Genomic DNA, 14,814 nt, shown 5'->3' on the forward strand with positions numbered 1-14,814 from the left:
GAGGGGGCCTGCAGAGTAAAAATTTCACCCTACGGGGGTGTGCGTTCGCCACTTGATGTCACAACTGAGCTAAGAGAGATCTCCGGATCAGCTCCCCAGGTATGCGGGAGTGGCAGGCGGCACAACGCCATACACGAAGTTCCGCCGCAGTTCGTGATAGGGCTCGCCCTCCTCGAAGAAGTTCCGGCGCATCTGCGCCAGTTCCTCGGCGCGGTACTCCGCCAGCGGTTTGGCGGCCTCGTCGGCCTCGCGAACTTGTTTCTTGGCGGTCAGGCGGTTCTCCAGCTCGGGCGAATCGGCCAGCGCCTCCGCCTCCCGGCGCACCCAGGCGGCGAACTCGGCGGTGTCGCCGGAACCCACCCGATCCACCAGACCGAGGTCCGCGGCCGCTTTCGCGCCCACCGGCAGGGTTTCCCGGGTGAGCCGGGCGGCCTCGGCCGCGCCGACGCGCCGCGGCAGCGAATAGGTCCAGTACTCCGAGCCGTACAGGCCCATCAGACGGTAGTGCGGATTGAGCACCGCGGCCGCGCGGGCCCATACTTCGTCGGCGGCCAGCGCCAGCATCACCCCGCCCGCGGCCGCGTTGCCGGGCAGCGTCGAGATGACGAGTTTGTCCGTGGTGGTGAGGATCGCCTCCACGAGATCGTTCATAGCGTTGATGTTGTGCCAGGACTCCCGGGCCGGATCCTCGGCCGATTCGATGACGTGCAGGTGGATGCCGTTGGAGAAGAAGTCCCGGGCCGGACCGAAGACCAGGGCCCGGGTCGGCCGCGCGCAGGCCTCCCGGTAGGCGGCGAGCAAGCGGCGGCACTGCGCGGTGCTCATCGCTCCGCCCGCGTAGGCGAATTCGAGGTAACCCACCGACCCTTCCTCGCGGTAGCGCACCTCCGACCAGGTATCGCGGACGGCCGCCGCGGCCGCCGACACCGGTACCTCCGGGGTGGCGGGGGGCAGATCGGCGCCCAGCGCCGCCACCGCGGGCCGTTTGAATGTCGCCGGTCCGCCCGGTGTCCGGCGGCGCCGCAACTGCGGCAACCACACCGCTCCGTCGACGGTGGCCCGGCAGATCGCGCCGTCACGGGTGGCGATCACCGCGCCCGGCTCACCGCGCAGCCGGTCCTCGTGGTGGCCGCCGTGCACGAAATATTCACGGCCGTAGAGCTCGTCGAGCACGCCGGGCTGCGAATCGGCCGCGCGGAGTTTGCGCAGCACCTCGGCGGTGCTGTCGGTCGTCCAGTCGATCCGGCGGTACTGCTGGGAATGGTAGGGCCGCAGCCGGCCCCGGACATCGGGCCGGTCGTAGTCCAGCGGCTCCGGCACGAAATCCCCGGCGCCGAAACGTTCGACGGCCAGCAGCACCGCGGCCACGGCGGCATCCGACATCTCATTGCGATAAAGCTCGCTCTTCCCGCACGCGGGGACCGGGAAGGGCACCGAGGCCCAGATCGGTCCGGCATCCATCTCCTCGACCGCCTGGAGCACGGTGACGCCCCACTCGGACGCGCCCTCGCTGATCGCCCAGTCGAGCGAGGAGGGGCCGCGATCGCCTTTGGGACCGGGATGCACGATCAGCACGGTGTGCTCGGTCCAGATGTCCTCCGGGACAGCGGTGGTCAGCATCGGCGCCACGATGAGATCGGGCCGGAACACCGCGACCCGGGCCCGCAGCAGCTCGTCACCGAGCGCCAATTCGACCGCGACCTCGTACCCGCGATAGCGCAGTTCGGTGTGCACACGCTGTGTGAGGCTGTTGAAAGCACTCGCGACCAGCAGGACTCGCAAAATTCTCCTCCATCGAACAGGGAACCGATCCACTCGTTCCCCGGATACGGTCTCGACTCGACCAAGCTAGTCCTGCCCGGGAACGTCCGCAGCCCGAGCCCTCCCGACCCGCTCCTGCGCGAAAGATTCCCGGTAGGAGGCGGGCACGTCGCTGCCGCCGCGACACCTCACGAGGCGATGTGCAGCCCGAATCCGGTGGCTCCCGGCCCCTCGCGTCCCGGTTCGAGCCGGAGCGAGCGATCGTAGTCACCGCCGGCCTGACGCCGATACCGGATCGGCTCGGCGCTGTCCAGCTCCGCCAGCCGCTTGCGCAGATCGATGGCGAGCTGTTCGAAACGCTCGTCGTCCACCCGGATCGCGCCGTGCACGACGAACGGCGGCAGCACATCCATGCCCGGGTAGTAGAGGATGCCGTGGTGGATGGGGAACAGCAGATCCGCAGTCGGGCCGTTGATACCGCGATCGGAGTAGGCGGGTTCCCGGCCACCGACGGCCACCACCAGCATCGCCCGCCGGCCGGCGAGTACGCCGTCCCCGTAACGCGGAATGGCGGTACCACCCGCGCCGTAGGCGAACCCGCAGGTGAACACCCGATCCACCCAGCCCTTGAGGATGGCGGGCATGGCGAACCACCACAGCGGGAAATGCAGCAGCACGGTATCGGCCCACAGCAATTTCTCCTGCTCGGCCCGGATGTCCTCGCTCAGCGAGCCGTTCGCGAAGGCCGCACCCGAGGCCAGCATGAAATTCTTCTCCTCGACCGCGCCGAAATCGGCGGCATCGGCATGAGCCTTCCAACCCATGGCGTAGAGGTCGCTCACCCGCACCTCGTGGCCGTCGGCCCGCAGCTGTTCGACGGCCACATCTTTCAGGGCTCCGGTGAGCGAATCGGGTTCCGGGTGCGCGTAGACGATCAAAACCTTCATGTCCCGGGCAACACCGCGACCCGGCGTGGACATTCCTGGCGCGTCGGGCATACGAACACGCAGTCCCCGGCCGCTCGCGGGCGGGGACTGCGCGCTGTTCGTATCGGAGCCGGTTACGCCTCGTTCTTACCCGCCAGCGCCTTGGCCTCACGGCGGCGGCGGTGCAGGATCGGCTCGGTGTAGCCGTTGGGCTGAGCGGTCCCCTCGAGGATGAGATCCTTCGCGGCCTGGAACGCGACACTGCCCGCGAAATCGGGCGCCATCGGACGGTAGCCCGGATCGCCGGCGTTCTGCCGGTCCACCACGGGTGCCATCCGCTCCAGGCTCGCCACCACCTCGTCGGTGGTGACCACACCGTGACGCAGCCAGTTGGCCATCAGCTGGCTCGAGATCCGCAGGGTGGCCCGGTCCTCCATCAGCGCGATATCGGAGATATCGGGCACTTTCGAGCAACCCACGCCATGGTCGATCCAGCGCACCACGTAACCGAGGATGGACTGCGAGTTGTTGTCCAGCTCCTGCTGCTTGTCGGCCTCGGACCAGTTGGTGTCCGCGGCCAGCGGGATCTGCAGAATGTCGTCGACACTCGCGCGCGCCCCGCCCTTGGCGATCTCGGCCTGCCGCTTGAACACGTCCACCAGGTGGTAGTGGGTGGCGTGCAGGGTGGCCGCCGTCGGCGAGGGCACCCACGCGGTGGTGGCGCCGGCCTTGGGGTGACCGATCTTCTGCTCGAGCATGCCGGCCATCAGATCGGGCATGGCCCACATCCCCTTGCCGATCTGCGCTTTGTGCGGCAGGCCGGCCGTGATACCGGTATCGACGTTCCAGTCCTCGTAGGCCAGGATCCAGCGCTGGGTCTTCATCTCGGCCTTGCGGATCATCGGACCCGCCTCCATGGAGGTGTGGATCTCGTCGCCGGTGCGGTCCAGGAAGCCCGTGTTGATGAACACCACCCGGTCGGCGGCGGCGTTGATACACGCCTTGAGGTTCACCGTGGTGCGGCGCTCCTCGTCCATGATGCCGACCTTGAGGGTGTTGCGCCGCAGGCCGAGCACATCCTCGACCGCGGCGAACAGGTCGTTGGTGAAGGCCACCTCGTCCGGGCCGTGCATCTTCGGCTTCACGATGTAGACCGACCCCGTGCGGCTGTTGGTGAGCGCCACATCGTCGCGTAGCGAATGCTTGGCGACCAGGGAGGTGATGAGGCCGTCCAGGATGCCCTCGGGCACCTCGTTACCCTCGGCGTCCAGGATCGCGTCGCTGGTCATCAGATGGCCGACATTGCGCACGAACAGCAGCGACCGGCCGTGCACCGTCAGTTCGGACCCGTCCAGGGCGGTGTAGACCCGGTCCGGGTTCATGGTCCGGGTGAAGGTTTTGCCGCCCTTGGTGACCTCCTCGGCGAGGTCGCCCTTCATCAGGCCCAGCCAGTTGCGGTAGCAGAGGGTCTTGTCCTCGGCGTCCACCGCGGCCACGGAGTCCTCGAAGTCCATGATCGTGGTGACCGCGGATTCGATGACGACGTCCTTGATACCGGCGGTATCGGTGCTGCCGATCGGCGACTCCGGATCGATCTGGATCTCGATGTGCAGACCGTTGTTCTTCAGCAGGATCGAGCGCGGCGCGGCCGGGTCGCCGAGGTAACCGACCAGCTGACCGGCATCGGCCAGACCGATGGTGGTGCCGTCCTCCAGGCCCACCTCGAGCTCACCGTCGACGATGGCGTAGGAGGTCGAGCCGATATGCGAGCCGGTGATCAAGGTGACCGCGTCGTCGAGGAAGTTGCGGGCCCATTCGATGACCTTGTCCCCGCGCACCCGGTTGTACCCGGTGCCCTTCTCGGCGCCACCGGTCTCCGGGATGGCGTCGGTGCCGTAGAGCGCGTCGTAGAGCGATCCCCAGCGAGCGTTGGCGGCGTTGATGGCGAACCGCGCGTTGCTCACCGGGACCACCAGCTGCGGGCCGGCGGTACTGCTGATCTCGTCGTCGACGCCGGCGGTGCCGATGGTGAAATCGGCGGGCTCGGGCTGCAGGTAGCCGATCTCGACCAGGAACTGCTTGTAGGCCGACTTGTCGTATTTGGCGCCCGGATGTTCGCTGTGCCAGGCGTCGAGCTTGCCCTGGATCTCGTCGCGTTCGGCCAGCAGGGCCCGGTTGCGCGGCGCGAACTCGGTGATGATCCGCTCGGCGCCGGCCCAGAACGCGGCGGAATCGACGCCGGTACCGGGGAGCGCCTCGTTCTCTACGAAGTCGTGGAGAACGGTGGCAACCTCGAGCCCGCCGACCTTTGTCCGCTCTGTCATCTACGTGCCTCACTTCCGCGAAATACCGGGTGGAAAGTCGCTGTTTATGTTACCGACCGGTAGCGGCGCTCCGACCGCCGGGTGATCACGTGGGCGGGGCGCGGACGGCCCGGTCCGGACTCTACTCCGGACCGCCGTGACCACCCGGGCTCCGCCGGGCGGCAGTTCCGGCGGCCGCGACGGTCCACCGGCTACTCCGGCCCGCCGGGCGGTGGCGCTCCGATCCGGTGCCGGAAAAATGAGCCGACAACCGCTACCACCCTGTGCCACCATGTATTCCATCCGGCCCGCCACCCCGGTAGGTCTACGACACAGAGAAGGGAGGAGTGGTCTTGTATCCAGTCGCACCGGCCGGTGACACCCGGTCGAACGCCGATCCCGCGGCACGCACCAGTGCACCGGAACGGCTGATGGGCGTCCGCGGCGAACTGTTGCGGCAGCCGGAACCCGCCGTCGGCGATCGCGTGATCGACCGGCTCCTCCCGCAGCGGCGCTGACCGTCCGCCTTCTCCCGCATCCGTTGTAGTCCCGGCCGTCCCGGGCCGTCGAAACCTGGTGATACCCATGCCGACAATCGCTGTCGCCGAACCGGCGACGCTCACTCCGGACAACTGGATACACACCCGTGTCCTGGTGCTCAATGCCAGCTACGAGGCGCTGGCCCGGATTCCGGCCGACCGGGCGGTGGTACTGCTGACCGGTGGAATCGCCGAATCCGTCGTGATACGGCAGCCGTATTTCCCGATCCGGTCCCAGCACACCGAGATCATGCTGCCGGAGACGATCCGCCTCGTCCGCTACCGGTACCTGGCCCATCTCGCGGTCCGCCGGCCCGAGGGTTCCGCCACCCACGCCGCGATCCTGCGGCGCGACGGGAACCGGTGCGGATACTGCGGGGCGGATGCGCACACCGTCGACCACATCCGGCCGCGCAGCCGGGGCGGGCCCAACACCTGGGAAAACCTCATCGCGTGCTGCGTGACCTGCAATACCGGCAAAGCCGACCGCACGCCGGAAGAGGCCGGTATGCGGCTGCTCTGGCAGCCGCGGCCGCCGGACCCGCTCGCCCGGGCGCAGCGGCGGATCTGGCGGCAACTCGCGACGACAACCACCACCGAGGCGATCCACGAGAGGAGGGGATCGAGATGACCGTCGAGATTCTGGCAGACCTGCTGCCCGTCTCCGACAGCCGCGGATGGCATCGGGCCGCCTGCCGTGGCGACCCGAACCACGAGGCCTGGTTTCCCTACCCGTCCCAGGACTTCGCCTATGCGCGGGAAGTGTGCGGGCGCTGCCCGATCCGGCCCGAATGCCGGAGGTTCGCCGAGCGCACCGGACAATCCGGCGTGTGGGGCGGGCAGGAATTCGACCGGGGCACGATGATCCGGGAGTAGCCGGATCGAAGCTGGTCCGGGCGCTGTGGGGCCGTGCGGCGAGCACGGCCCCACAGTCGTGACCGTGGTGCGTCACGGGGCGGTTCAGGACCATAGACTGACTGCCCGTGGGTACCCATCGCAGCACCGATTCTTCCCGGAGATCGAGCAAGGGACCGGTGATCGCGGCGGTTATCGTGGTGGTCCTGGTCGCACTGGTTTTCGGATGTTCTCGACTGAGCACGGATTCCGCGGATCGATCGGCGGCCGCGGGCACGTGTGTGGAAGGCGAGACCGTCCTCGACGTGACGGCCGACCCGGAGGTCGCCGACCCGGTCCGCACCATCGCGGCACGATACAATGAGACCCGGCCGGTGGTCCGCGACCACTGCGCGATGGTCGTCGTCACCGAGCGGCCGTCCGCCGATATGGTGGCCGCCTTCACCTCGAACGCCACCTGGAATCCCATCCTCGGCCCCCGGCCGGGGCTGTGGATACCGGTGTCCAGCCGCGATATCGAGTCCATGCGGGTCCCCGGCCTCATCGAGGGCACCCCGCAGTCCATCGCGTCCAGTCCCATCGTGCTCGCCGTGCCGGAGATCCTGCGGCACGCGCTGGCCGCAACCCAGACCTCATGGGCCGATCTGCCCCGGCTGCAGCAGGGTTCACTCGATCAAATCGGTCTCCCGGGCTGGGCGGGGCTGGAGCTGGCGCTCCCCCCGGGTGACAGCACATTGGCCGTCGCCGCCGCCGTGGCGGGCGCGATCTCCGGTACCGAACCGCTCACCGAGGAGGCCGCGAAATCCGGCCAGGCCGTCTCCGCGGTGTCGGGTCTGGCCGCCGCCGCACCCGATGCCGCCGACCTCTCCGCCGCGATGACCACGCTCTCGTCCGCCGCACCGGCCGAGGCCCCGGTGCACGCCGTACCCCTGACCCAGCGGCAGCTCGCGGCCAACGGCAGCGCGACCGCTTATGTCCCCGTCGGGGCGGCCCCGGTGGCCGACTACCCGGCCGCGATCATGTCCGGCCCCTGGGTGGACGAAATACAGAATCTCGTCGCCGGCCTGTTCGCCGATTACCTGCGCAGGCCCGAACAGCAGCGGGACCTGATCGCCGCCGGTTTCGCCGCGCCACCGGCCCAGCAGCTCGTCTCCCCGCCGCGCGCCGCGCTGGACCGGCTCCGGAAGGCGCTCAGCAACCCGGTACTCGGGGTGCACGCCACCGCGCTGGTGGATGTCTCGTCCTCCATGAGCACCACCGAAGGTGAGCTCACCCGCCTGGCCAATACCGTCGGCGCGCTGGCCTCCACCCTGAACGTGATGCCGCCCGATTTCGGCCTGGGTATCTGGACATTCGGCAAGAACGTCGACGGCGCCAACCCGTACCGGGTCATCGCCGGCACCGCCCGCCTCGACGACGAGCACCGCGGCACCCTGATGGGATCGCTCGGGAAGATCGAGGCGGCCACCGACAGCACCGACGAATGCTATCCGGCGTTGCTGGCGGCATATCGCGGCGCGATCGAGACCTACGCCGCCGAACGCACCAACTCGATCCTGCTCGTCACCGACGGACCCGAGGACGAGTCCACGCTCAGCGGAGAAGATCTCCTGTCCGCCATCCAGGACGCGGGCGATCCCGCGACACCCGTCCGGGTGGACGTCATCGTCGTCGGGGACGGCCAGGGCGCCGATACGTTGCGCACGCTGACCCAGCGCACCGGCGGCAGCTATGCCGTACTGCCGAGCAGTAACGACCTCGAGTTCGGCACCGCCGTGGTGGGGGCGCTCACCACACCCTGACCCGCGGTCAGCCGGACCGCCCGGCCCGGGTTTCCCGCCAGCGATAGCGGGTCCGGGGCCGGCCGGTGCGGCCGTATTCGGCGCGCCGGTCCAGCACGCCGTCCTCGGTGAGCCGCTCCAGATAGCGCCAGGCGGTGATCCGCGAGACCCCGATCGAGGTCGCGGCATCGGCGGCGGTGAGCCCGTCCGGCGCGGCGCGGACGGCGCGGGTGATCTCGGCGAGCGTATCCGGCGCGACACCTTTCGGGGTGCCGGCCTGCCGCGCGGGAGTGCGCAGCACCGCCAATGCCTGGTCGATATCGTCCTGGGTGGCGGCGGCTTCGCCGGTGGGCAGCGCGCCGTGGAACTCGCGGTACCGTTCCAGTTTGTCCCGGAACGCCGCGAAGGTGAACGGCTTCAACAGGTAGAGCACCACGCCGTGGGCCACGGCGGCGCGGACCATGGCCAGATCCCGGGCCGAGGTGATCGCGATGACGTCCGGTCGTGGCCGCTGCCCGACGAGAGTCGCCGCCACCTCGAGGCCGCTCATATCGGGCAGACCGATATCCAGCAACACCAGATCGATGGGCGTACCGGCCGCGGCCGCGGCCGCGACGGACCGCAGCGCCGCACGACCGGTGCGGGCGTGCCCCACCGCGCGGAATCCGGAGAGGCGGCCGAGGTAGGCCGCGTGGGCGTCGGCGATCAGCGGTTCGTCCTCCACGATGAGCACCCGGATCATCCGCGCTCCGCCCGTGGAATGCGCACCGTGACCGCACTCTCCGGAGCGGTCTCGGTGCCGATGGTGCCATCGTGGCGGGTGACCAGCCCGAGCACCAGCGCCAGGCCCAGACCGTGGTGCCGCGCCTTGGTGGAGTATCCACGCCGCGCGGCCCGGGTGAAACTCTCCGGCGGAATACCGGGGCCGCTGTCGGCCACCCGGACCGTCAGCGCCGTCGCATCCGCGCGGGCGGTCACCTCGACCCAGGCGTCGGGGCTACCGGCCGCGGCGTCGATCGCATTGTCGATCAGATTTCCCATCAGGGTGACCGCCTCCCGGGTGGACAGCGGCGCCGCCGAATCCATGGCGGTATCCGCGGTCACGGTCAGTTCGACATCGCGCTCGGCCGCCTGGTTCACCTTGCCCAGCAGCAGGGCCGCCAGCACCGGATCGCCCACCTCGGCCAGCAGCCGATCGATCAGCGCCTGGGACAACTCCAGTTCCGCGGTCGCGAATTCCACCGCTTCGCCGTAGCGGCCCAGCTCCACCATGGTGACGACCGTGTGCAATCGATTCGCCGATTCGTGCGCCTGGGCCCGCAGCGATTCGGCGAAACCGCGGATGGTATCGAGTTCACCCAGGACCGTGCGCAATTCGGTGTGATCACGGATGGTGGTCACCGTGCCCTGCGCGCGGCGGCCCAGATCGACGACATCCTGGTTGACCAGCAGCACCCGGTCTGCGGTCACATGCGTTTCGTCGCGAACGGTCCGCCGGTGCAGGTCTCGGAGTGAGGCGGGCAGATCGGCACGGGTCACCGGCCCCTCGGGCAGTTCGAGCAACCGGCGGGCCTCGTCGTTGACCACCTCCGCGCGCTCACCGGTGGGCCCGAAGACCAGCAACCCCTCGTGGACCGCATGCAGTACCGCGTCGTGATGTTCGTACATCGCCCACAGCTGCGCGGGTGCCAGGCCCCGGGTCTGCCTGCGCAAGCGGCGGTTCAGCAGCAGTGACCCGGCGGCGGCGACGAAAAGGCCTACGGCCGTCACACCCAGGATGACGGGCAACTGTGCGGTGGAGCGTTCCCCGATCACCGCCCGGGTCACCCCCGCGGAGACCAGCGCCATCACGCGCCCATCGGCGTAGACCGGGGTCACCGCGCGGATGGAGGGGCCCAGGCTACCGGTATAGATCTCGGTGAAAGTGGCACCGGCCAGCGCGCGGTCGATGTTCCCACTGAACGGTTGACCGATCCGCGCCGGGTCGGTATGGGTGAACCGGGTGCGATCGGGTGCCATCACCACGATGAAATCCACCCCGGTCGCCTGCCGGATCTTTTCGGTCACCGGTTGCAGCAGGGCGGTCGGGTCCGGGGACCGCACTGCGGCCGCGGTGGACGGCGCCGCCGCGACGCTCACCGCGATATCGGTGACCTCACGGGTCACGGTCCGGTCGCCCTCGCGCCGGGCGTCCAGTATCGCGTACCCGGCCCAGAGAGCCGTGACCAGCGCCAAAAGCACCAGTTGCAGGACGAAGACCTGTCCCGCCAGGGACCATCGACCGGTTCGCACGAGCTCCTCCGCTGAACGAAATGCACAAAAGCGTGACGGATGTCACGTATCGGTCCACCATTGCACAGGGCGTGGTGGCCGGGTTCACCCCGCCCGCGCACTACAACTCGGGAGGAGACCAGGTCATGGAGGACCGGACTCGAACACGGCGGGATCGCACCCACTGGCTCTATCTGGCGGTGATCGTCGCCGTCCTGGCGGGCATTCTCGTCGGCTGGCTCGCACCGGACGCCGGCCGCGCCCTGGCACCGCTGGGCACCATGTTCGTCGACCTGATCAAGATGATGATCGCGCCGGTCATCTTCTGCACCATCGTCCTGGGTATCGGTTCGGTGCGCGCGGCCACCACCGTCGGCAAGGTCGGCGGCCTGGCCCTCGGGTACTTCCTGGCCATGTCCACGGTGGCCCTGGGTATCGGACTGCTGGTCGGCAATCTGCTCGATCCGGGCACCGGGCTGAACATCACCGAGTCGGCGGGCCAGGGCGCCAAGTACGCCGAAGAGGCGCACGGAGCAGGCGGCACCGTCGAATTCCTGCACAGCATCATCCCCACGACGCTGGTCTCCTCGCTGACCGCGGGCAGTGTGCTGCAGGCACTGTTCGTCGCGCTGCTGGTCGGGTTCGCGGTGCAGGCCATGGGTTCGGCCGGTGAGCCGATCCTGCGCGGCGTCGCGCTGATCCAGAAGCTGGTCTTCCGGATCCTGTCGATGATCCTCTGGCTGGCCCCGATCGGCGCGTTCGGCGCGATCGCCAATGTGGTGGGCCGGACGGGTTTGGAAGCCGTGGTCCAGCTGGCCACCCTGATGATCGCGTTCTACCTGACCTGCCTGCTGTTCGTCTTCGGCGTCCTCGGTGTCCTGCTGCGGCTGGTCGCGCGGGTGTCGATCTTCAAACTGTGCCGTTACCTCGCCCGCGAATACCTCCTCATCGTGGCCACCTCCTCCTCGGAATCGGCGCTGCCGCGGCTGATCGCGAAAATGGAACATATCGGGGTCCAGCGCACCACCGTCGGCGTGGTCGTACCGACCGGTTATTCGTTCAATCTGGACGGCACCGCCATCTACCTGACCATGGCCTCGATTTTCATCGCGGACGCAATGGGCCAGCCGTTGAACCTGGGCGAACAACTCGGTCTGCTGGTGTTCATGATCGTGGCGTCCAAGGGCGCGGCCGGTGTCACCGGCGCGGGCCTGGCCACCCTGGCCGGCGGGCTGCAGAGTCATCGGCCCGAACTCCTGGACGGCGTCGGGTTGATCGTCGGCATCGATCGCTTCATGTCCGAGGCCCGCGCGCTCACCAACTTCTCCGGTAACGCCGTCGCCACGCTGCTGGTCGGCACCTGGACCAAGACCGTGGATGCCGAGCAGATGCGCGACGTTCTGGACCGGAAACTGCCGTTCGACGAAGAGACCATGGTCGACGATCACCACTCGCGTCCTGCCGAAGAGGACGGCGCGAAGGTCCTCGTTCCGGCCTGACGCTGCGCCCGGCCCGTCGCGCCCCGGTCGAGGTGTCGTTCCGCGGAACGGCACCCGGCCGGGCGCAGTCCGTACGCGCGTCAGTCCGTGTATGCCTCCAGCGGCGGGCAGGTGCAGACCAGATTCCGGTCACCGAACGCCCCGTCGATCCGGCGGACGGCCGGCCACACCTTGGGCCGGTCGTGGGTGAGACCCAGCGGGTACACCGCGACCTCCCGGCTGTACGGGTGGTCCCATTCCCGGACCAGGCTCGCCGCGGTGTGCGGGGCATTGCGCAGCGGGTTGTCCTCGGCCGGCCACTCCCCCGCGCCCACCCGATCGATCTCGTGCCGGATGGCGATCATGGCCTCGGCGAACGCGTCGAGCTCGGCCAGGTTCTCGCTCTCGGTCGGTTCCACCATCAGGGTGCCCGCCACCGGGAAACTCATGGTCGGCGCGTGGAACCCGTAGTCGGCGAGCCGTTTGGCCACATCGTCGACGGTGACACCGGTGCGCTTGGTGATCTCGCGCAGATCCAGGATGCATTCGTGGGCGACCATATCGTTGTCGCCGGTGTAGAGGACGGGGTAGTACTCATCCAGGCGGCGCGCCAGATAGTTGGCCGACGCGATCGCGGTGAGAGTGGCCCGGCGCAGTCCGGCGGCTCCCATCATCCGGATGTAGGCCCAGGTGATCGGTAGGATCGACGCCGACCCGTACTCCGCCGCCGACACCGCGTGCGACCCGGCGACCAGCGGATCGCCGGGCAGGTAGGGCGTCAGATGGGAGCGGACCGCGACCGGACCGACCCCCGGACCCCCGCCACCGTGCGGGATACAGAACGTCTTGTGCAGATTCAGATGACTGACGTCGCCGCCGAACCGGCCCGGCCGGGCCAGGCCGACCAGTGCGTTCAGATTCGCGCCGTCGACATAGACCTGGCCGCCGGCGTCGTGCACCAGCGCGCACAGTTCGGCGACCTCGTTCTCGTATACGCCGTGCGTGGACGGGTAGGTGATCATGATGCAGGCCAGGCGTTCGGCATGGTCGGCGATCTTGGCCCGCAGATCGTCGAGGTCCACATCGCCGTTGGCCCGGCACTTCACCACCTCGACCCGCAGGCCCGCCATCGCGGCGGACGCGGCATTGGTGCCGTGTGCGCTGGACGGGATGAGGCAGGTATCGCGGCGGGTATCGCCCCGGTCCAGGTGATAGCGGCGGATGGCCAGCAAGCCCGCGTATTCGCCCTGGCTGCCGGCATTCGGTTGCAGACTCACCGCGTCATATCCGGTGATCTCGGCCAGCCAGCGCTCCAGATCGTGGATCACCCGCCGCAGACCCGGCGTATCGGCGGCCGGGGCGTAGGGATGCAACCGCGCGAATCCGGGCCAGGTGATCGGTTCCATTTCGGCGGTGGCGTTGAGTTTCATGGTGCACGAGCCGAGCGGGATCATGCTGCGGTCCAGGGCGATGTCCTTGTCCGACAGCGCGCGCAGATACCGCAGCATCGCTGTTTCGGTCCGGTATCGGGTGAAGGCCGGATGGCTCAGGAACTCCGAGGTCCGGTCTTCGATCGCGGCGGCGGCCGGGTCGGCGGGGGCGATACCGAATGCGTCCAGCACGATCGCGAGGTGGTCGGCGGTGGTGGCCTCGTCACAGGCCACGGCCACATGGTCGTCGTCCACCCAGCGCAGATTCACGCCGCGGGCGGCAGCCTTGGCGACCACCGTCTCCGCCTGACCCGGCACCCGGGCCAGCACGGTATCGAAATAGCGGTTGTGCACCAGGGCCGTATCGAGCGACGCGGCCAACCGCGCCGCGTGCGCGTGGACCCGGCGAGCGATGGCCCGCAGACCGTCCGCACCGTGGTAGCAGGCGTACATACCGGCCACGATGGCCAGCAGTACCTGGGCCGTACAGATATTGGAAGTGGCCTTCTCCCGGCGAATATGCTGTTCGCGGGTCTGCAGGGCGAGCCGGTAGGCGGGGGCGCCGTCCGCGTCCTTGGACACTCCGACCAGCCGGCCCGGCAGCTGGCGCGCATACTCGGCGCGCACCGCCAGGTACCCGGCGTGCGGGCCGCCGAATCCCATCGGCACCCCGAAACGCTGGGTCGTCCCGAAACATACATCCGCGCCCTGCTCACCCGGCGGAGTGACCAGGGTCAGCGCGAGCAGATCCGCACCGGCAGCCACCAGCGCGCCGCGATCGTGGGCAGCGGCGATCGTCGCCGACCAGTCCACGATGCGGCCCGAGGCCCCCGGCACCTGCACAATCACGCCGAAGAACTCTCCATCGGGCAGACCGTCCGCGGCCAGGTCGGCCTCCACGAGCTCGATGCCCAGTGGTTCGGCCCGGGTGGCCAGCACCGTACGGGTCTGCGGGAACAGGTCGCGGTCGATCACCAACCGGGCGGGGGCCCGGCGATTGACCCGGCGCAACAGGGTCATCGCCTCCGCGGCCGCGGTGGCCTCGTCGAGCATGGACGCATTCGCCACATCGGTGCCGGTCAGATCGGTCACCATGGTCTGGAAATTGAGCAGCGCCTCGAGCCGGCCCTGGCTGATCTCCGGTTGATAGGGCGTGTAGGCGGTGTACCAGGCCGGATTCTCCAGCAGATTGCGCACCAGCACCGGCGGGGTCAGGGTGTCGTAGTAGCCCAGACCGATCATGGAGGTGGCGACATGATCGGATTCGGCGAGCGCCGCGAGCTCGGCGAGCACCTCGTGTTCGGTGCCCGGCGCGGGCAGCCCGGCCAGCGGATCGTCATCGCGGATCCCGGCGGGCAGTGTGGCCGCCGCCAGCTCGTCGGCCGAGCCGACGCCGATCGCGCCGAGAATCCGCGCGAACTCGTGGTCATCCGGTCCGATATGACGATCTGCGAAGGTCTGGGTCACCGC

11 protein-coding genes are annotated in these 14,814 nt (G+C 68.9%); 5 read left to right on the forward strand and 6 right to left on the reverse strand.

From position 1 onward, the window contains the following. Positions 1-87: 87 nt before the first annotated feature. The 3 genes from AB0H42_RS11740 to AB0H42_RS11750 all read right to left on the reverse strand — a co-directional run bounded on the left by AB0H42_RS11740 (position 88) and on the right by AB0H42_RS11750 (position 5,011). Positions 88-1,782: a hydrogenase maturation protein gene (locus tag AB0H42_RS11740; protein WP_357053573.1), complete on the reverse strand. Its 1,695-nt coding sequence runs from the start codon at positions 1,780-1,782 to the stop codon at positions 88-90. Positions 1,783-1,949: 167 nt separating this feature from the next. Further along, positions 1,950-2,708, reverse strand: a complete 759-nt coding sequence (locus AB0H42_RS11745; protein WP_357053576.1) for an NAD(P)H-dependent oxidoreductase — start codon at positions 2,706-2,708, stop codon at positions 1,950-1,952. Positions 2,709-2,821: 113 nt separating this feature from the next. Further along, on the reverse strand, positions 2,822-5,011 hold the full coding sequence (locus AB0H42_RS11750; RefSeq protein WP_357053579.1) for a malate synthase G: 2,190 nt from the start codon (positions 5,009-5,011) through the stop codon (positions 2,822-2,824). Between the two features lie 332 nt (positions 5,012-5,343). Between AB0H42_RS11750 and AB0H42_RS11755 the strand changes: the two genes are divergently transcribed. The 4 genes from AB0H42_RS11755 to AB0H42_RS11770 all read left to right on the forward strand — a co-directional run bounded on the left by AB0H42_RS11755 (position 5,344) and on the right by AB0H42_RS11770 (position 8,186). Then, positions 5,344-5,508, forward strand: a complete 165-nt coding sequence (locus AB0H42_RS11755; RefSeq protein WP_357053582.1) for a hypothetical protein — start codon at positions 5,344-5,346, stop codon at positions 5,506-5,508. A 67-nt stretch (positions 5,509-5,575) separates the two neighbouring features. Continuing rightward, a complete protein-coding gene (locus AB0H42_RS11760) occupies positions 5,576-6,160 on the forward strand; it encodes an HNH endonuclease (RefSeq protein ID WP_357053585.1) in 585 nt (194 codons plus the stop codon). Continuing rightward, positions 6,157-6,405 carry a WhiB family transcriptional regulator gene (locus tag AB0H42_RS11765; protein WP_030520544.1) on the forward strand — a complete coding sequence of 83 codons (249 nt, stop codon included), beginning with the start codon at positions 6,157-6,159 and terminating at the stop codon, positions 6,403-6,405. Before AB0H42_RS11760 ends, AB0H42_RS11765 begins: the two co-directional genes overlap by 4 nt. Positions 6,406-6,563: 158 nt before the next feature. Then, positions 6,564-8,186, forward strand: coding sequence for a VWA domain-containing protein (locus tag AB0H42_RS11770; protein WP_357053588.1), 1,623 nt, complete (start codon positions 6,564-6,566; stop codon positions 8,184-8,186). Positions 8,187-8,193: 7 nt separating this feature from the next. Here the strand turns inward: AB0H42_RS11770 and AB0H42_RS11775 are convergent, their stop codons facing one another. Together AB0H42_RS11775 and AB0H42_RS11780 are read right to left on the reverse strand one after the other, a co-directional pair. Next, positions 8,194-8,907 (reverse strand): response regulator, encoded by a 714-nt coding sequence (locus AB0H42_RS11775; protein ID WP_357053591.1) that lies wholly within the window; start codon positions 8,905-8,907, stop codon positions 8,194-8,196. Next, on the reverse strand, positions 8,904-10,457 hold the full coding sequence (locus AB0H42_RS11780; RefSeq protein WP_357053594.1) for an ATP-binding protein: 1,554 nt from the start codon (positions 10,455-10,457) through the stop codon (positions 8,904-8,906). The genes AB0H42_RS11775 and AB0H42_RS11780 overlap by 4 nt, the downstream gene beginning before the upstream one ends. A 125-nt stretch (positions 10,458-10,582) precedes the next feature. Between AB0H42_RS11780 and AB0H42_RS11785 the strand changes: the two genes are divergently transcribed. Next, entirely contained in the window at positions 10,583-11,935 is a 1,353-nt protein-coding gene (locus tag AB0H42_RS11785; protein ID WP_357053943.1) for a cation:dicarboxylase symporter family transporter, read from the forward strand. Between the two features lie 80 nt (positions 11,936-12,015). Here AB0H42_RS11785 and gcvP read toward each other — a convergent pair whose 3' ends face one another. After that, positions 12,016-14,811, reverse strand: a complete 2,796-nt coding sequence (gene gcvP / locus AB0H42_RS11790) for an aminomethyl-transferring glycine dehydrogenase (protein ID WP_357053597.1) — start codon at positions 14,809-14,811, stop codon at positions 12,016-12,018. Between the last annotated feature and the right edge of the window lie 3 nt (positions 14,812-14,814).

The sequence above is a fragment of the Nocardia sp. NPDC050799 genome (genome assembly GCF_040654015.1).
Lineage (GTDB): Bacteria > Actinomycetota > Actinomycetes > Mycobacteriales > Mycobacteriaceae > Nocardia.

Bases quoted from the DNA above. Each gene is read 5' to 3' on its own strand.
- AB0H42_RS11745 (WP_357053576.1), bottom strand. From the start codon at position 2,708: ATGAAGGTTTTGATCGTCTACGCGCACCCGGAACCCGATTCGCTCACC.
- AB0H42_RS11750 (WP_357053579.1), bottom strand. From the start codon at position 5,011: ATGACAGAGCGGACAAAGGTCGGCGGGCTCGAGGTTGCCACCGTTCTC.
- AB0H42_RS11760 (WP_357053585.1), top strand. From the start codon at position 5,576: ATGCCGACAATCGCTGTCGCCGAACCGGCGACGCTCACTCCGGACAAC.
- AB0H42_RS11765 (WP_030520544.1), top strand. From the start codon at position 6,157: ATGACCGTCGAGATTCTGGCAGACCTGCTGCCCGTCTCCGACAGCCGC.
- AB0H42_RS11775 (WP_357053591.1), bottom strand. From the start codon at position 8,907: ATGATCCGGGTGCTCATCGTGGAGGACGAACCGCTGATCGCCGACGCC.
- AB0H42_RS11785 (WP_357053943.1), top strand. From the start codon at position 10,583: ATGGAGGACCGGACTCGAACACGGCGGGATCGCACCCACTGGCTCTAT.